This window comes from Acinetobacter sp. (genome assembly GCF_041919735.1).
Taxonomy (GTDB): Bacteria; Pseudomonadota; Gammaproteobacteria; order Pseudomonadales; family Moraxellaceae; genus Acinetobacter.
In genome coordinates this window covers 115,598-133,426 of sequence record NZ_JAYRTF010000008.1, presented here as the reverse complement: position 1 = coordinate 133,426, position 17,829 = coordinate 115,598, and the positions used below count along the sequence as shown (strand labels likewise).

General features: G+C 48.0%; 15 protein-coding genes and 1 pseudogene. 5 read left to right on the top strand and 11 right to left on the bottom strand.

The window, feature by feature from the left end:
- Position 1: 1 nt before the first annotated feature.
- From ACE3T3_RS06765 to ACE3T3_RS06745, 5 genes and pseudogenes are all read right to left on the bottom strand, one after another.
- On the bottom strand, positions 2 to 841 hold the full coding sequence (locus ACE3T3_RS06765; RefSeq protein WP_374665296.1) for a hypothetical protein: 840 nt from the start codon (positions 839 to 841) through the stop codon (positions 2 to 4).
- Positions 838 to 1,617, bottom strand: a complete 780-nt coding sequence (locus ACE3T3_RS06760; RefSeq protein ID WP_374665295.1) for a uroporphyrinogen-III synthase — start codon at positions 1,615 to 1,617, stop codon at positions 838 to 840. The genes ACE3T3_RS06765 and ACE3T3_RS06760 overlap by 4 nt, the downstream gene beginning before the upstream one ends.
- Position 1,618: 1 nt before the next feature.
- Positions 1,619 to 2,539 (bottom strand): hydroxymethylbilane synthase, encoded by a 921-nt coding sequence (gene hemC / locus ACE3T3_RS06755; RefSeq protein WP_374665293.1) that lies wholly within the window; start codon positions 2,537 to 2,539, stop codon positions 1,619 to 1,621.
- 122 nt (positions 2,540 to 2,661) lie between these two features.
- The gene (locus tag ACE3T3_RS06750; RefSeq protein ID WP_374665291.1) at positions 2,662 to 3,402 is read right to left on the bottom strand and encodes a LytR/AlgR family response regulator transcription factor; all 741 of its coding nucleotides are present in this window, start codon (positions 3,400 to 3,402) and stop codon (positions 2,662 to 2,664) included.
- A gap of 53 nt (positions 3,403 to 3,455) precedes the next feature.
- A pseudogene (locus tag ACE3T3_RS06745) lies at positions 3,456 to 4,611 on the bottom strand (sensor histidine kinase).
- On the opposite strand from ACE3T3_RS06745, the gene argH reads away from it, so the two are divergent.
- Together argH and ACE3T3_RS06735 are read left to right on the top strand one after the other, a co-directional pair.
- Entirely contained in the window at positions 4,602 to 6,032 is a 1,431-nt protein-coding gene (gene argH, locus ACE3T3_RS06740) for an argininosuccinate lyase (protein WP_374665289.1), read from the top strand. The pseudogene ACE3T3_RS06745 and the gene argH sit on opposite strands and share 10 nt — an antisense overlap.
- A 29-nt stretch (positions 6,033 to 6,061) precedes the next feature.
- Positions 6,062 to 6,334: an oxidative damage protection protein gene (locus ACE3T3_RS06735; protein WP_374665287.1), complete on the top strand. Its 273-nt coding sequence runs from the start codon at positions 6,062 to 6,064 to the stop codon at positions 6,332 to 6,334.
- Positions 6,335 to 7,037: 703 nt separating this feature from the next.
- Here ACE3T3_RS06735 and pgsA read toward each other — a convergent pair.
- From pgsA to uvrC, 3 genes are all read right to left on the bottom strand, one after another.
- A complete protein-coding gene (pgsA, locus tag ACE3T3_RS06730) occupies positions 7,038 to 7,625 on the bottom strand; it encodes a CDP-diacylglycerol--glycerol-3-phosphate 3-phosphatidyltransferase (protein ID WP_374665285.1) in 588 nt (195 codons plus the stop codon).
- A 107-nt stretch (positions 7,626 to 7,732) separates the two neighbouring features.
- Complete coding sequence (locus tag ACE3T3_RS06725; protein ID WP_374665283.1) at positions 7,733 to 8,527, bottom strand: thioesterase family protein; 795 nt, start codon at positions 8,525 to 8,527, stop codon at positions 7,733 to 7,735.
- A 161-nt stretch (positions 8,528 to 8,688) separates the two neighbouring features.
- The gene (gene uvrC, locus ACE3T3_RS06720; protein ID WP_374665281.1) at positions 8,689 to 10,488 is read right to left on the bottom strand and encodes an excinuclease ABC subunit UvrC; all 1,800 of its coding nucleotides are present in this window, start codon (positions 10,486 to 10,488) and stop codon (positions 8,689 to 8,691) included.
- Positions 10,489 to 10,736: 248 nt separating this feature from the next.
- Here uvrC and ACE3T3_RS06715 point away from each other — a divergent pair, with 248 nt between their 5' ends.
- Positions 10,737 to 11,789 (top strand): AAA family ATPase, encoded by a 1,053-nt coding sequence (locus ACE3T3_RS06715; RefSeq protein WP_374665279.1) that lies wholly within the window; start codon positions 10,737 to 10,739, stop codon positions 11,787 to 11,789.
- A 19-nt stretch (positions 11,790 to 11,808) separates the two neighbouring features.
- On the opposite strand, the gene ACE3T3_RS06710 is transcribed toward ACE3T3_RS06715, so the two are convergent.
- Together ACE3T3_RS06710 and ACE3T3_RS06705 are read right to left on the bottom strand one after the other, a co-directional pair.
- Complete coding sequence (locus tag ACE3T3_RS06710; protein ID WP_374665277.1) at positions 11,809 to 12,273, bottom strand: SRPBCC family protein; 465 nt, start codon at positions 12,271 to 12,273, stop codon at positions 11,809 to 11,811.
- A 131-nt stretch (positions 12,274 to 12,404) separates the two neighbouring features.
- A complete protein-coding gene (locus ACE3T3_RS06705) occupies positions 12,405 to 12,833 on the bottom strand; it encodes a PH domain-containing protein (RefSeq protein WP_374665320.1) in 429 nt (142 codons plus the stop codon).
- A gap of 492 nt (positions 12,834 to 13,325) precedes the next feature.
- Between ACE3T3_RS06705 and fadB the strand changes: the two genes are divergently transcribed.
- Together fadB and fadA are read left to right on the top strand one after the other, a co-directional pair.
- Complete coding sequence (gene fadB, locus ACE3T3_RS06700) at positions 13,326 to 15,479, top strand: fatty acid oxidation complex subunit alpha FadB (RefSeq protein ID WP_374665276.1); 2,154 nt, start codon at positions 13,326 to 13,328, stop codon at positions 15,477 to 15,479.
- A gap of 12 nt (positions 15,480 to 15,491) precedes the next feature.
- Positions 15,492 to 16,664 carry an acetyl-CoA C-acyltransferase FadA gene (gene fadA, locus ACE3T3_RS06695; protein ID WP_374665274.1) on the top strand — a complete coding sequence of 391 codons (1,173 nt, stop codon included), beginning with the start codon at positions 15,492 to 15,494 and terminating at the stop codon, positions 16,662 to 16,664.
- 46 nt (positions 16,665 to 16,710) lie between these two features.
- On the opposite strand, the gene ACE3T3_RS06690 is transcribed toward fadA, so the two are convergent.
- Positions 16,711 to 17,823, bottom strand: coding sequence for a hypothetical protein (locus tag ACE3T3_RS06690; RefSeq protein WP_374665272.1), 1,113 nt, complete (start codon positions 17,821 to 17,823; stop codon positions 16,711 to 16,713).
- Between the last annotated feature and the right edge of the window lie 6 nt (positions 17,824 to 17,829).

Sequence of the window (17,829 nt, the reverse complement as noted above, 5' to 3'; positions counted from 1 at the left end):
GTTATCCGATTAATGCGCGTGTATTTAAACTTGGCGCAGCAATGGCTGGAATTTTTTGCAGCTCATTTATCCGCTGAATCAATTGCTGGGTTTTGCCATCCGGCAGCTGTTTTAAAATCTGAAGGACTAAAGTCAATTCCTGCTGAAATGCAATATATTGGCCGCGCTGCAACTGCTGCTGCGCCAGCAGCAAACGCAGCTGCGCTTCTTTTAAAATAATGGACCGCTGCATTAATACCGCGCTTGGCTGCTGAACGGATTCAATTTGAATCCAGCGCTGCCAAAATGATTTTTCCTTCTGCGGTTCTGCATGCCGGTATTGCGCTTGAATTTCCTTGCTGAGCTCGCGGTCCAGCAAATCCAATACCGCTTTGACCTTGTTTTGCTGTTCGGCCGCGCTATTGACCAGCTGCATCACCATTTGCCGGTCTTTATTGACCACTTGATGCAGGCTCGCCTGCAGCGCAGGCGCCAGCGGATAGTCTGTCAGGTTGTGATTCAGCTGATTCAGCTTTTCAAGCGCCAATGAGTACTGCTGCTGCTGCAATGCAAATTCCACCAGATCCAGCTGCTGAGCAATTAGCACAGTTGGCTGCAGCGCCGCTGCGGTCTGAACTGAAGCTGCGGCTGCGCCTTGCTCTTCCGCCGCTTGAGGCTGCGCTTTGCCAAGCTGGCGGTTTAAAGCCGCCAGCTGATCATTCAGGCTGGCATTGCGCTGTTCCAGCGTATTTTGCTGCTGCATCAGCGCAGCTTGCCCTGCGCTCAGCTGATATACATCGAAACTGATTTTCGCAATCCAAAGAACACCTAAAATACAGAAGAGGATAAGCAGTTTTTTCATCGAGTTCCTTGCACCGCGGCAATTTGCTTTAAAATGGATTCCTTTCGCAGATCATTCAGCTGAGAAATTGAAAATGCAGACTGGTGGATTTGACGGTCTTGTTCCAGCACATGAAATAAGCGCCCGCCTAAAACCAAAAAATGCGCATGATTCAGCAGATCCGCATGCTCAGCCGTCAGCTTGCGCCAATTCAGCCAGCCCGCTTCACTGGTGACGAGCATACAATAGCGCTGCTGCGCTTGAAGCCGTGCAAGATTTTTTGCAAGTATTTTCGAAGCCTGCTCAGGGCATTGGCGCCGGTACAGCACAAAATTCAGCAGCTCCATCCCTGCACTGCGCAGCGTATCCATCATAAATTGACAGCCGCCTTCACCGCGCCAAAAGGCAATTTTGGCCATGCGGGGCAGCTGATGCAGCACAGGCAAATCCAGCATGCCTTCTGAAGTTTCGACTTCCGGCACATGGCTCTGCAGGCCATAAGCCTGCAGAGCTTGCGCCGTTGCCTCGCCTACAGCAATCCACTGAACATGCTGCAATGCAGCCAAAGCCATGCCGGAGCGCTGCAAGCCCTCCATGCCGTACTGCACGGCAGATGGACTCACCACAACAATCACTTGGACCGAAGGCAATTCAGCATACTGCAACGCCAGCTGTTCAGACCACGGAACAGGCACCAATTCCAGCAAAGGCAGATCCAGCACATCAACCTGCGCCGCCTGCAAAAATTGGCTTAACGGAGTGGCCCGATCCGCTGGCCGTGTATTCAAAAACAGCATGTCATGAATACAGTGCTTTCAGCAGATCATCCGCACCCTGAGCCACCAAATCCTTTGCTAAGGCAATGCCCAGCTGTTCGGCATCTACAGCAGCGCCCATTTGTACGGCTTTCAATAAAGTGGCGCCATCTACGCTGCCGACTCGGCCCTCTAAATGAATTTGATCATTTTGCAGTGTTGCATAGCCGGCAATCGGCACTTGGCAGCCGCCTTCCAAATACGCATTGAATGCGCGCTCCGCACGGACGCAGGCATTGGTTTCCGCATGCATCAGCGGCAAAATCAGCTCCAGCACCGCTTGGTCGCCGTCACGGCATTCCAGGCCCAAAGCGCCTTGGCCGACCGCAGGCAAACTGACTTCCGGCGCCAATGTATGGCGGATGCGTTCAGCCAGGCCCAAGCGCTTCAGACCCGCACTAGCCAGAATGATTGCATCATAATTCCCGGCATCCAGCTTAGACAGGCGTGTGCCGACATTGCCGCGCAGATCAATAATCTCCAAATCGGGGCGCTGTTTTAAAATCTGGCATTTGCGGCGCAGGCTGGATGTGCCGACTTTTGCCCCTTGAGGCAGATCATCGAAATGCGCATAGCGGTTCGAAACAAATGCATCCAGCGGATCTTCACGCTCGCAGATCACCGCCAAAGTCAGGCCTTCAGGCAAAGCCATCGGCACATCTTTCATTGAATGCACCGCCAAATCTGCGCGGCCATCCATTAAAGCGGCCTCCAGCTCTTTAACAAACAAGCCTTTACCGCCGATTTTCGCCAATGGCGTATCCAGAATTTTATCGCCCTGTGTCACAAAGGTCACCAGCTCAACCTTCAAGTCAGCATGCAGTGCTTCCAGACGGGCTTTAATATGCTCTGCCTGCCAGAGGGCCAGCGGGCTTTGACGAGTTGCGATTTTCAGGGTCTTCATAAATTTTAAACAGCTATCAGAATAAACATTATTCTAAACTTATCTTGCTGATATTAAAATGCAAGCAAATTTCAGCTTAATGACGGCACTTCTGCCGCCGCCGATTATCCTGTGCGGCTGTTTTACAATTTCTGAATCCGGTCGCGCAAATTCGGCAAATGCCTGCGGCTGACAGCCAGACGCTCGTCCAATTCGCGGCAGCGCACCTGATATTGCCCGGAACTGACCACTTCCAGGCCATCCAGATAATGCACAGAAACCAGCGCATTGCGGTGAATGCGGATAAACTGGTCGCCAAATTCAGTTTCCAGATCTTTCAGCGTTTCATCAATTAAAACACTGCCGTTTTTATGGCGCACGGTCACGTATTTTTGATCGGCTAAAAAATAATAGACATTTTCCAGCGGAACCAATTCCACACCGCGATAGGTTTTGGCCGCGATCTGATGGCGGCTGACTTTAAGTTCTTCCATAATTTCTTTTTGTTTTATGCTGCTCATTTGAGCTTGGGTTAATTTTATTAAATGATCCAATACCTGCTGCAGTTCCTGCTGCATCACGGGTTTGAGCAAATATCCTTCTGCGTTTGATTTGAATGCGTCCAATGCATGATGATCATAAGCGGTGCAAAAAATAATCGCCGGCATCGGATCCAGCTGGCGCAAATGCTGCGCGCACGTCAAGCCGTCCATTTCCGGCATTTGAATATCCAATAGCACAGCATCCGGTTCAAGACTCTTCACCAGTTCAATCGCCTGCTGACCATGCGACGCTGTACCTGACACATGATGCCCCAATTGAGTAACTAAGCGTGACAACCGCTCTAATGCAAGAGGCTCATCATCACAAATCAGGATGTCCATTTCTCCTCCTTACCAGTGGCCATCATTTTTTTTATAGGCTCACTGCGCTGTTTTTACTTATATCGATATTGCACTACAGTCGTAAACATCCCTTCGCCTGCAAAGCTTTGAAATGATGCAGATGCCCCATAGTACGCCTTCAGGCGCTGCTGCACATTTTCAAGCGCAATACCATGTCCTTGACGTAACGTTATTTTATCCTGAGCGTATGGGTTAGTAATGACTATATTGACTTGATTTTGCAATATTTCAATCAATATGCTTATCGTACTCTTTGTTAGAATTTTTTCAACTCCATGGAAAATACTATTTTCCACTAAAGGTTGTAAAGTTAGCAGCGGAATTTGTACACGGGAATACATTTCCGGATTTTCCAATTTCCATTCCACCTTCAGCCGTTCCCCCAGCCGGATCTGCTCAATCGCCAAATAGCGCTTGCTCAGTTCAATTTCCTCTTGCAGGCTGACCAATTTTAGCTCCTGAAAACTGGCGCGGAACAGCCGTGACAAATTCAGCAGCATTTCTTCGGCTTTATCCGGATTGATGCTGATTAAACTGATGGCGCTATTGAGGCTGTTGAATAAGAAGTGCGGATGGATGCGCGCCTGCATAGCCTGAATCCGCGCATTCAGCTCACTGTGCTGCTGCCGGTTCCACTGCTCGCGCAGATATAAATAGCGGAAACAGAAAGCCCCCAGCAGCAGGCCAAAGCTGAGATTCATGCCGGCATGCTCAAATACGGCGCCCCAGCTTAATCCGGCAAAACTGAAATTTTGTCCAAAATACATCAGAATATTCAGGCTGAGCGTGGTGACGGACACGATGGCCTGCAGCAGCAGAAAACCTAAAAACAGCGTCAGCTTCAAGTTCAGCGGCGACAGGCGCTGTTCGGAATATTCAACAATGGCGGCAAATGCCAGCAATACCCAATTGATAAATAAAATATGCTGCATCAGGCTGCCGAGGCTTAAATTCTGCCAAGACTGCGCCTGCGCCAAAGCCAGCACCAGCGCCAAAATATTGCCTGCTGTCAGCAGTTCTAAAAGATAATGCCAGCGGCTAAATCTGCGGTCAAAAAATGAAACGCCCATTTTCCCCTCTCAGCGCAAAAAAGATTGATGAACTTGCACTTCGGCAACAGGGTTCGAATTTGCTATACTCTTTTCCAGTTCTACTGCTTTTTATCTTATTGAGCCGACATGACCACATCTTCTAATTCCTCAAATCCGTCACAAGCCCAAACTTCGGGCATGTGGGGCGGCCGTTTCTCCGAAGCAACGGATGCTTTTGTTGCTGAATTTACAGCATCTGTTCAATTTGACCAACGCTTTTATAAACAAGATATTGCAGGCTCAATTGCGCATGCAACCATGCTGGCGAAAGTTGGCGTGCTGACTGAACAAGAACGTGATGACATCATCAATGGTTTAAACACCATTAAAGCGGAAATTGAAGCGGGCAATTTTGAATGGCGCATTGATTTAGAAGATGTGCACATGAACATTGAGTCCCGCCTGACTCAGCGGATCGGCATTACCGGCAAAAAACTGCATACCGGCCGCAGCCGCAATGACCAAGTAGCCACGGACATCCGTTTATATGTCCGTGATGAAATTGATGCGATTTTAGAATTATTGCAAAAATTGCAAAAAGGCATTTTGGGCTTGGCGGCGAAAAACACCAATACCATTATGCCGGGCTTCACGCATCTGCAAACCGCTCAGCCTGTGACTTTTGGCCACCATTTAATGGCGTGGTTTGAAATGCTGGTGCGTGACTCTGAGCGTCTGATTGACTGCCGCAAACGCACTAACCGCATGCCGCTAGGTTCTGCAGCGCTTGCGGGGACAACTTATCCGATCGACCGTGCATTCACGGCTGAACTTTTAGGTTTTGAAGCCGTTGCTGAAAACTCGCTGGACGCTGTGTCTGACCGTGACTTCGGCATCGAATTTAACGCTGCAGCATCCCTCATCATGATGCATTTATCGCGCATGTCTGAAGAAATGATTCTGTGGACCTCGGCGCAGTTCAAATTCGTCAACATTCCAGACCGTTTCTGCACCGGCTCTTCAATCATGCCGCAAAAGAAAAACCCGGATGTGCCTGAGCTGATCCGCGGTAAAACCGGCCGTGTCTATGGCGATTTGATGAGCCTGCTGACCCTGATGAAAGGCCAGCCTTTGGCATACAACAAAGACAACCAAGAAGACAAAGAGCCGCTGTTTGATGCCATTGATACCGTTCGCGGTTCATTGATGGCTTTTGCGGACATGATTCCGGCATTGGTGCCAAACATTGAAATCATGCGTGAAGCGGCGCTGCGCGGCTTCTCAACCGCCACTGACCTTGCGGATTACTTGGTTAAAAATGGCGTGGCTTTCCGTGATGCGCATGAAATTGTCGGCAAAGCGGTTGCGCTGGGCGTGCAAGAGTCGAAAGATTTGTCTGAACTGACTCTGGAACAGCTGCAGCAGTTCTCTGACCTGATTCAAGCCGATGTTTTTGAAAAAGCGTTGACTTTAGAAGCGTCAGTAAATGCCCGCAACCACATTGGCGGCACTGCGCCGGCGCAAGTGGAAGCGGCGATTGCCCGCGCTTATACGCGTTTAGAAAAACTTTACGCTTAATTTCTTGACGTTAAATTTGGAGTATTGATATGTCTCGACAAGTATTTTGCCGTAAATATCAAAAAGAGATGGAAGGCTTAGACTTTGCGCCGTTTCCTGGCGCAAAAGGTCAAGAACTGTTTGACACCGTATCAAAAGAAGCTTGGCAGGAATGGCTGAAGCATCAAACCACGCTGATCAATGAAAAGCGTTTAAATGTGTTTGAGCCGGATGCGAAAAAGTTTCTGGAAGAACAGCGTGAAAAATTCTTCAGCAATGATGAATCTTTGGAAAAAGCCGAAGGGCTAAAGCCTGAGGCGTGATTGAGCGGAGCACTGCTCCGCCACGCCGCAAGACGAGCAGCTATGCTGCGCGTAGGCTTTAATTTGAAAAGCTCCTGAATTGGAGCTTTTCTTTTCTCTAGAGCACGGCTCCACCCGAACGCAAGGCGAAGGCTGTGCCTGAGCAGAAAATAAGGCACTGCTTTGAAAATTACGCAAGACAAGCACTAAAGGTGCGCGTAGGCTTTAATTTGAAGAGCGCTTTAATCAGGGCTGTTCTTTTTCTAGAACGCCACGCTGTAAGATCAAAACTGAACCCTAAATTCTGGCCCATTTACAGCCCAAAATATGAAAACTACCGCTTATGCTGACCCTTTGCCTAGAAAAAATACTTTTCCACCGGCTGTTAGACGAAAGAAAACGGATTGTTTTGTATCAAATTAATGAACTGTAATTAAACGATACATTTCTCAATAAAACGCAACATTACAATACAAGAACCTACATGATTTTAAATCTCGAAGTTCCTATAATCAGTTCCAAGGAGATGGAAACATCTTCAGATAATAGTGATAAATACCCCGATTTCTTCCCAGATTTCCCCCAAAATCTGGGAATTTTTTTATCCAAAATTTGCCGCTTAATCCCAATCCTGATTTTCATAGCACTATTTAAAACAGCTCAATTACTACAGCCAATAAAAAAGCCCCTGTACAGGAGCTTTGATAAATACCAACTGTGCGCATTAAGGCTGTTTCAAATAAGGCCACGCCGCTTTTAAATAAATAAACATCGACCACAGCGTTAAAATAACCGCGGTATACAGCAAGGCATAGGCCAGCATTTCCAGAGGCTGCCAATTCAGCAAAAATACGGAAATCGCAATCATTTGAAAGGCGGTTTTATATTTGCCCACGGTTGATACCGCTACGCTGGTACGGGCGCCCAGCTCCGCCATCCATTCACGCAAAGCGGATACCGTAATTTCGCGGGAAATAATCACAATGGCCGCAAAAGCCATCGAAATGGTCGGCTGCCACTGCACCAGCACGATCAGCGCCGTTGCCACCATCAGCTTATCAGCGACAGGGTCTAAAAAGCGCCCGAATGCAGATGTTTGATTAAGTGAGCGCGCCAAATAACCGTCAAACCAGTCAGTTACCGCCGCCACAACAAAAATCCCCGTCAGCAGAATATGCCGGTTCATGCTGGCATCATGATCGTCTACGCCCATCACTGGCGGCCAATATGCCACAAGCAAAAATACTGGAATTAAAGCGATACGCGCCAAAGTGAGAATGTTAGGAATATTCAGGATTCGACCTGCAGTCATAGACACCGCCAATGTTTCCCCTTCATGCACGATGTAAATGCACAAAATATTGAGGATTTACCCTTCGTTAATTCTGTTCACTTTATACGAAATGGCCGAAAGTGTCACTAGGCAAACACCGTAACCGTCTGCCGTGAAACCGCAATCAGCCTGCCTTGCGCGTCCCAGAGATGTGCATATTCCGTGGAATAGCCCTCTCCGGCATAGTCTGTAAATACTTTATATTTAAACCAGTCCTCCAGCTGATTCTGCAGCGGATGCACATAAGTCAAATGCCACGTCAGCGAACTGGCCGGCGCCATGGTTTTAAACATCGGCAGCACGCCAGGCGGCCACATGTCGAAAGCCGCCATTAAATCCGCCACATTCATATCGCGGTTTTCATGCAGCGCCGGATCAAAACGGAACCAGCCGCCAAAGTCCGGCTGTGCGCTGCCCGTGCACGGATACTGGCCTTCCGCCCAGGCCATTTGCATCTGCTTGAAACACTCTGGCGCCAAAGGATGGTGCTGCGCAATTTGCAGGCTTTCCACAGGCGGATAATCCGGCGCTGCGCGTTCATGATTGACTTGAATGGAAGATGCGCGCTGTGCGCCAAAGCTGGCCAGCAGAATGCTTTGCACGGCGCCATCCTGCCATAGCCGCACTTCAACCGTAGTTACCGATTTGCCTTCGCGCAGAATTTCTGCCGTCAATCGGGCGCTGCTCAATTGCACAGGCCCGACAAAGGTCACACTGGTGCTCAGCAAGCGCTTGCCGGTATCCGCAACAGCAATCACCGCCTTTTGCATCAGCATGGCCGCCACCAGTCCGCCATAAATGGTCCGGCCCTGCAGCCAGCCTTCTGGAATATCCACCGTTTCTGACTGCTGAATCTGCTCATATAATGCTGTTAAAGACATGCTGCTTCCCTGCTGTGCGCCAACTTGGTGGCCGATACGCTATCTTTATGCCAATGGCGGCTGCTGTAAATGCTCAATGACTCATGCGTCATTGAGCATTTTAGCCAAGCGCTTCAATTTTCAGTACAAAGCTTCAGCCTGCCCGCATTGCGCGAAGCAGTTTATTCATGCAGGATTTTATAAATCGTACGCGCCATCACATCGCCTAGGCCCGGCACTACTTTCAAATCATTTTCAGAGGCTTTCAGCACCCCCTGAATGCCGCCAAAATGCGTCAGCAAATCGCGGCGGCGTTTCGGTCCCAGCCCCGGAATCGCTTCCAGCACAGATGAGCCGCGCTTTTTATCGCGTTTGGCGCGGTGCTTGGTAATGGCAAAGCGGTGCGCTTCATCCCGCACCTGCTGAATCAAATGCAGCGCTTTGTGGTCTTCAGGCAGCTGGATTTTGGTGCCGTCAGTAAAATGCAGGGTTTCCAGTCCCGGCTTGCGCCCCTCGCCTTTCGACACCCCGACCATAAAGGCCTCCAGCTCCAGTTCCTGCATCACTTCCATGGCCATATGCAGCTGGCCTTTGCCGCCGTCAATCAGCAGCAGATCCGGCAGCATGTGCTTTTTATAGCGCCGCGTTAAGGCCTGACGCATCGCGGCATAGTCATCGCCTTCGGTAATGTCGTTAATGGCAAACTGGCGGTAATCACGCTTGCGCGCGCCGCCTGCATCAAAGACCACGCAAGAGGCAATGGTGGCTTCGCCCATGGTGTGGGAAATATCAAAGCATTCGATGCTGTCAATCGGGCGGCCTGCCACCTGCTCCAGCTGGTGAAAGCGCTCATTCAGCTCAAAATGATTGGCCAGCTTGCCTTTAATTGCATGCTGCACATTCATCTGCGCCAGCTCCAGCCATTCGGCGCGGGTTTCCCGCACTTTGCTCTTGATTTGAATCTTCTTGTCAAAATGCTGCTGCAGCGCTTCTTCCAATTCTTTGCGGTTGGCCGGCTCAACATTCACAATCAGCTCAGCCGGCACTTCATCTGCCACTTGGAAATAGAAGTTGGCGATAAAATCGGACAGCATCTGCGCCAGATCATCGCCCAGCATATCGGGAAAATAGCTCTTGCCGCCGAGCATCTTGCCGTTGCGCACATGCATGATCTGCACGCAGGTCACGCCCGCATGGTAGGCGATGGCGATAATATCCGCCTCGCCTTTAACTTTATAAATCGCCTGCTGCGACTGCACATCGCGCAGCAGCGCCATGCGGTCACGGTAAAACACCGCTTTTTCAAACTCCAAAGCTTCGGCGGCTTCTTCCATTTTGGCGATCAGCTGCTGATTCAGCTCCTTGGTATCGCCCTGCAGAAAACGGATCGAGTTTTTCACATCTTCATTGTAGTCTTCCGGTGAAATCAGCCCGACGCACGGCCCCGAACAGCGCTTGATCTGATACTGCAGGCAAGGCCGCTTGCGCTGGGAAAAATAGCTGTTTTCGCATTGGCGCACATTGAACAGCTTCTGCAGCACCACCAGCGTATCGCGGGCGTTATACGCGCTGGGGTACGGCCCAAAAAACTTGCCGGCCTGATGCTTGCCTTTGCCGCGGCCCGAGGCAATGCGCGGATAAGGCTTATCAGCCGAGATGAAAATATAGACATAGGATTTGTCATCGCGCAGCATGATGTTATACGGCGGACGATGCAGCTTGATCAGGTTCTGCTCCAGCAGCAGCGCTTCGGTTTCCGAGCGCACCACCAGCGTTTCGATATCATAAATGCGCGCCACCAGCGCCTGTGTTTTCGGATGCTCAATGGTTTTGACAAAATAGCTGGACACGCGGTTTTTTAAATTTTTGGCCTTGCCGACATACAGCAGCTCGCCGTCCTTGCCCAGCATGCGGTATACACCCGGCAAAGTGGTCATATTGGCTAAAATTTTTTCAATATTGTCACGCGCGTTTTCGTTCACTGGCGGCCTGTCTTCTCGTCATTCAATTAGGATGCATCTGTACTGCCTTATGATGTGATGGTTTGCGGCGCATTTTCAAGCAGGCAAAACGGCATTTCTACATGATTTCAGCAATAACTTGATTGCTAAAAGCTATTATTGAAAAAACTGAAGTTTGCTATGCTCAAAGCCTGCAAAAACTGCTTGATGCCCGTTTTATTAATGCCTGACTGCGTGCTGCCTCAGCTTGACTCCAAGGAATCCGAAGAATGACCACCGCCAATCCCGCTGTCCATGTGATCAAGCCCTCGACTGCTACGCATAGCGCATCTGAACGGGACCGCCTGATTGGCAAGCCGCGCTTTCATTTTGAACCGGCGGCCGTAATGCAGGCGTTAGCACAGCGCATCATCGGGCAGGATGCCGCGCTGAACGAAATTGAAAAAATGCTGCATGTAGTGAAAGCGGATTTTTCCAGCCCTGATCGGCCGCTTTCAGTCACCCTGATGCTCGGCCCGACCGGTGTCGGGAAAACCGAAACCGTGCGCCTGATTGCCGAAGCGATTTATGGCCGCGCCGATGCCTTCTGCCGTATTGATATGAATACCTTGGCGCAGGAGCATTATGCTGCGGCCATTACCGGCGCGCCTCCGGGCTATGTCGGCTCCAAAGAAGGCCACAGCCTGTTTGATGAAGCCGCGATTGCCGGCAGCCACACCCGCCCCGGCATTGTCTTGTTTGATGAGCTGGAAAAAGCTTCGATTGAAGTGCTGCGCGGCCTGATGAATGTGCTGGATACCGGCAAACTGACCTTGACCGCAGGCACCAAAACCATTGATTTCCGCAACTGCATGATTTTCATGACCAGCAATGTCGGCGCGCAGGCGGCGCAGCAGTATTTGGACAAACTGAATCTGCTGCCGCAGAAAATGCAGGTTTTATGCTTAAAGCGGGTGCCCACTCAGCGCATCATTGAAAAAGTCATGCAACGCAAATTCGATCCGGAATTTCTCAACCGCATTGACCGCACGCTGCATTATCAGCCTGTGCAGAATGATGCCTTGCCGAGACTGGTCGAAATTGAACTGGAAAAGCTGAATCAGCGCCTGCAGCATCAAAAGCGCAGCGTGTCTTTAACGGACAGCGCCAAAGCGCATTTTTGCCAAGGCCACGACATCCGCTATGGCGCGCGGCATCTGGCGCGGAAAATGCGCACTGAACTGGAGCCGATTCTGGCCATGGCCTGCCTGCAGCGGCCGGAACAGATGCATTTTACCATTGAGCTGCGCAGCGGCCAGCTGGCCCTGCAAGAGGCATCCTAGCCGAGAGGCGGCGCAGCGCTTATAAGGTCTTCGCATACGCCACAAGCTGATCAATTGCAATATTCCAGCCGATATAAAACCCCATATCTTCATGCTGCTGGCGGGTTTCTGCGTTGCGGTGCCGCGCAATGGCGGTGTATTTAGTCCGTCCTGCGCCGGCATCCTCCAGCAGGATCATCCCGGTCATAAACGGATTTTCTGCAGGTTTCCAGCCCTCGGTAAAGGTATCGGTAAACACCAGTTTTTCGCCGTCAGTCACTTCCAGATACACGCCCTTATTTTCAATCAGGCGGCCATCCACTTCAAAGGTGGTATTAAAGCGGCCGCCGGCTTTCAGATCAATTTCACAGGCGGTAATGCGGTGCGGTTTCGGAATAAAAAAATGCGGAATGTGCTGCGGCTGGGTCCAGCAGGCCCATACTTTTTCGCGCGGCACATCCAGTATGCGTTCAATCTTTAAATCTGTGGCAGGGTCCAGTTCCATGTTGGCAGCTCCTTTTGTTCTTGATTTTTTGAATGCAGCGGACATTTAGGGCAAATAAGGCAAAACATTGCCAGCGCATGCGGTTTTTTTATTCTGAAGCTTTCAGCGCTATAGCAATGTTAAAATTTGCATTAAATTTTATATTGAATGCCGGCATTGCCTGCTTGCAGCGCTTGGCAGAACTGCGCTTGATTTTTGGGGGAAACCATCACAAATTTGGCTTTCCCCTCCTGCACATATTCGATTTTCAAACGCTTAATCGAAAGCGCAGGCGCCGCGGACAAATCCTGACTCGGACTGGCGCGCTGAATGTCGGCCAATGGAATGCGCCAGCGCACAAACATGCTGCGGATATTCAAATGCGTTTCCGTGATTTGATAGCGCGTATTGAACGGCCACCACAAAATCAGCACCGTCAATATATACACGGCAGTATGTACTGGATATTGCGCAATGCTGCCCTTGGCTTGCATGGTCAACAGCAGCTGAATCAGCAAGCCGCTCATGCAGACAATAAATGCCGCTACCCACCAATCTTTTTTAGAGCTAAACGTGTACATTGGATCCCCCATCTATTGTTTTCATTCTATACAAGATTTTTCAATCGGCATGCAACTTTGCGGATTAATTTTAAAGCGCAGAACAAACACCCCGAAGAACGCATTTTTTCAACCGTTATTTCACTATTAAAATAAATATAGGCACGCAAAAATCAGGAAGCGCCAGATCAATTGACCATTCTGCCCAAAATATATGTGCATTTTTCTTGAAAAATTTTGCAATTTCTCTATATATAAAATGGTTTAACTTAAAAAATGTGAATTGAAACATTAACTTCAGCACATTTTTCTATAACAGCATCCAAAAGAACGACGCATAAGCCATTTTCATTATGAAATTTTAATGACCCTAGCGTCACGGCTTGATACAACTTGTTATATTCTTTTTGGATATAGTTATCGTAAGATTAGCGAGGCAAAAAGTGTACGCAGGAAGCGCGTACCCGCTTCACAACATCAACTTAGAAGTCCTCCAAAATAAGGAGATCAGGCATGATCCACGCTGGCAATGCCATTACCGTCCAAATGCTTTCGGACGGAATTGCAGAATTCCGCTTTGACTTACAAGGTGAGTCGGTCAACAAATTTAACCGCGCAACAATTGAAGATTTTAAAGCTGCGATTGACGCTGTTAAAGCAAATGGCGACATTAAAGGTTTAATCGTCACTTCAGCAAAATCTACATTTATTGTAGGTGCAGACATCACTGAATTTGGCGCAAACTTCGCTCAAGGCGAACAAGCGATTGTGGATTGGGCATTGCCTGTTCACGACATCTTCAATGCGTTTGAAGATTTAGACATCCCTAAAGTTGCTGCTATCAATGGCATGGCATTGGGCGGCGGCTTTGAAATGTGCTTAGTGTGTGACTATCGTGTGATGTCAGAAGCTGCACAAGTCGGCCTGCCAGAAATCAAGCTGGGCATCTACCCTGGTTTCGGCGGCACAGTCCGTTTAAGCCGTGTGATCGGTATCGACAACGCGGTTGAATGGATGGCAATGGCTGCGCCTAAAAAGCCTGCTGCTGCGCTGAAAGACGGCGCGGTTGATGCGGTTGTTGCTGCCGACAAACTGCAAGACGCTGCAATTGACTTGGTGAAACAAGCGCTGGCTGGCCGTGTAGATTGGAAAGCAAAACGCCAAGAAAAATTAGATCCAGTTAAATTGAACCCGCTTGAACAAATGATGGCGTTCAATACAGCAAAAGGTGCGGTACTGGCAAAAGCTAATCCTGCGCAATACCCTGCGCCAAAACTTCTTCTTGATTCTTTGCAAGCGGGCGCAAGCTTGCCGCGTAACGAAGCATTGAAAGTTGAAGCTCAGGGTTTCGCTAAAGCAGCAATCACACCGCAAGCAGGCGCGTTGATCGGTTTATTCATCAACGACCAAGTGGTGAAGAAAACTTCGAAGAAATATGAAAAAGGTGCGCACCCTGTAAACCAAGCGGCTGTGCTTGGCGCGGGCATCATGGGCGGCGGTATTGCTTACCAAGCGGCCAGCAAAGGCACGCCAATCATCATGAAAGATATTGGCAACCCGCAGCTTGCTTTGGGCATGAAAGAAGCCAACGGCTTGCTGACAAAGCAAGTTGAACGCAAGAAAATGAAGCCTGCTCAAATGGGTGAAACCCTTGCGCGCATCCGCCCAACTTTAAGCTACGAAGAGTTTAAAGAAGTGGACATCGTGATTGAAGCGGTGACTGAAAATCCAAAAGTGAAAAGCATTGTCCTTGCTGAAACTGAGAAGAACGTTCGTGACAACACGATCATTGCTTCAAATACTTCAACAATTTCAATCACACGTTTGGCTGAAAACCTGCAGCGTCCTGAAAACTTCGTGGGTATGCACTTCTTTAACCCAGTACACATGATGCCATTGGTTGAAGTCATTCGTGGTGAAAAAACCTCTGCTGAAGCGATTGCAACAACTGTGGTACTTGCACAGAAAATGGGTAAAACCCCAATCGTTGTCAACGACTGCCCGGGCTTCCTGGTAAACCGCGTATTGTTCCCTTACTTCGGTGCATTTGATCTATTACTTAAAGACGGTGCTGACTTCCAGCAAATCGACAAAGTAATGGAAAAATTCGGCTGGCCTATGGGCCCTGCATACTTGATGGACGTTGTCGGCATCGACACTGGCGTTCATGGTGCAGAAGTAATGGCTGAAGGTTTCCCTGACCGTATGAAGCCAGACTTCAAAGGTTCAATCCAAACTATGTATGAAGCAAAACGTTTGGGTCAAAAGAACGACGTTGGTTTCTACAAGTACGAACTTGACCGTAAAGGCAAAAAAGCCAAAGTGGTTGATCCAACGGCTTATGAGCTAGTTGCATCTGTAGCAACTGCAGAAAAACGTGAGTTTGATGCGCAAGAAATCATTGACCGTATGATGCTGACTTTCTGTAACGAAACTGTTCGTTGCCTAGAAGACAACATCGTCGCGACTGCGTCTGAAGCAGATATGGCGATGATCATGGGTGTAGGCTTCCCTCCATTCCGTGGTGGTCCATGCCGTTACATCGACCAAACAGGTGTCGCTGAATACGTAGCGCTGTGCGACAAATATGCGTATTTAGGTAAGGCTTATGAAGCGCCGCAAATGTTGCGTGACATGGCTGCAAACAACAAAAAATTCTACGGTTAAGGAGCAACGTGAATGGCTACTTTAAATCCGCGTGACGTTGTCATCGTTGATGGCGTACGTTCAGCAATGGGTAAAACCAAAAATGGTATGTTCCGTAACGTGCGTGCTGACAGCTTATCTGCTGAATTAGTTCGTGCGCTTGTTGCCCGTAACCAGTTTGATGTCAACGAAGTTGAAGATGTGATCTGGGGCTGTGTTAACCAAACCCTAGAACAAGGTCTGAACATTGCGCGCAACATCGGCTTACTGGCTGATCTTCCGAAGACTGTTGCAGGTCAAACAGTTAACCGTCTTTGTGGTTCTTCGATGCAAGCAATCCACACTGCGGCTGCGCAAATCATGACTGGCCAAGGTGATATTTTCATCATTGGTGGTGTAGAACACATGGGCCACGTCGGGATGATGCACGGCGTTGACCTCAACCCTGAAGCGTCTAAGCACTATGCAAAAGCGTCGAACATGATGGGCTTAACCGCTGAAATGCTCGGTCGCATGAACGGCATCAGCCGTGAAGAACAAGATGCGTTTGGTGTGGAATCTCACCGCCGCGCTTGGGCTGCAACGCAAGAAGGCCGTTTCAAAAATGAAATCGTCGGTGTTGAAGGCCATGACCAGAATGGCTTCAAAATCCTGTGCGATGTCGATGAAGTGATTCGTCCAGATGCTAACCTTGAAGCGTTCCAAGCATTACGTCCAGTATTCGACCCGAAAGGCGGTACGGTAACTGCGGCGACTTCTTCAGCGTTGTCTGATGGTGCTTCTGCAATGTTATTAATGTCTGCTGAACGTGCTCAAGCACTTGGTCTTAAACCGCGTGCTGTGATTCGCTCTATGGCGGTTGCAGGTTGTGACGCTGCGATCATGGGTTATGGTCCTGTTCCAGCAACGCAAAAAGCATTAAAACGTGCTGGTTTGTCACTTGCTGACATTCAAACGTTTGAATTGAACGAAGCGTTCGCTGCACAAGGCTTGTCTGTACTTAAAGGCTTAGGCATTTATGACAAGCAAGACATCGTGAACCATAACGGTGGTGCAATTGCGCTTGGTCACCCATTGGGCTGTTCAGGTGCACGTATCACAACTACGTTGTTGAACGTGATGGAACAGCAAGATACACAAATCGGTCTTGCGACCATGTGTATTGGTCTAGGTCAAGGTATCGCGACCATTATCGAACGTGTTTAATTCTTAAATACGTGAGAAAAGAAACCCCGCTTATTGCGGGGTTTTTTTAATTCGTTTTATCAGCTGAAATTTTAAATTCAATATCTGTCTTTTGCTGTTTTAAATCACTAGATTTAGAATCTTTCAGTGTAAATATGAATGCACCTGATACAGCGATTGCACTCAACAATCCAATAAATATCATTCCTTTCATCAAATTATAACTACTAGCTTCTTTAGTATTTAATGATGTAATCCAGCTAGTTAGAAATACTAATAAAATAGTAAAACTTAATAATAAAACCGCGACAACAAATACAAAAACAGGAAGGCTACCATCGTTTGTTAGTAATTCAACTGCGGCTTTTACAAGGCTCATACCACCAAATAAAGCGACAATAATCGAAGCAAAAATACCTAAAATAGTAACGAATTGGGTTTTAGAGTCTTCTGCATCTTTTTGGGCTTTACGTGCAGACTCTAATGCTTGTGTAGTTTCTTTTTGAACATCATCTAACGTAATCTTAATTTCTTGAACACTATTTTTGGCAGAAGATGCCTCGCTATTTGCAGATTTAGCATCACGTACAGAAGATAGGATAATATCTCTTGAGTCTTTTAGAAGTTGCTTCCCATCTTTTAAATCATTCTGTAGCCCCAATATTTCAGCTTTTAATTCTGAAATATTCCTTTTGGAATCAGATAAATCTTTGGTTAGCTTTTTATTATCTTGTTTGATTTGATTAACCTGCAAAACAACATCAAGCACCTGTTTACCAATGAATTTTTTCTGACATACAGCTAATTGAATATGCGATACAAATCTTTTATAAGCATTTAATTTATGAACAGCTTCCTTATTTTCCTTTAACTTCAGTTCTTCAGAAGATAATCCATCTATTTTCAATAATTTCTTTAATGGTTCAATAAGCCCTTCAATTACACTGTTTAATTCATCTGACACTTCAAAATCATGAGCATAGATACATTCTGTAATTTCTTGATAAGGTATTGAATAAAAAGTTTCACCAGAAGAGTCATCAATAAAAGTTCTATCTTCACAAATAAATAAAAATGACTGAAGAATCTGATCCTGTAAACCCTCAGTCATTCTCAACGGATCAAGATGTGACTCAACTAATTGATAAAGTGATAAAAATATTAATTGTTGATTATCCACACAACA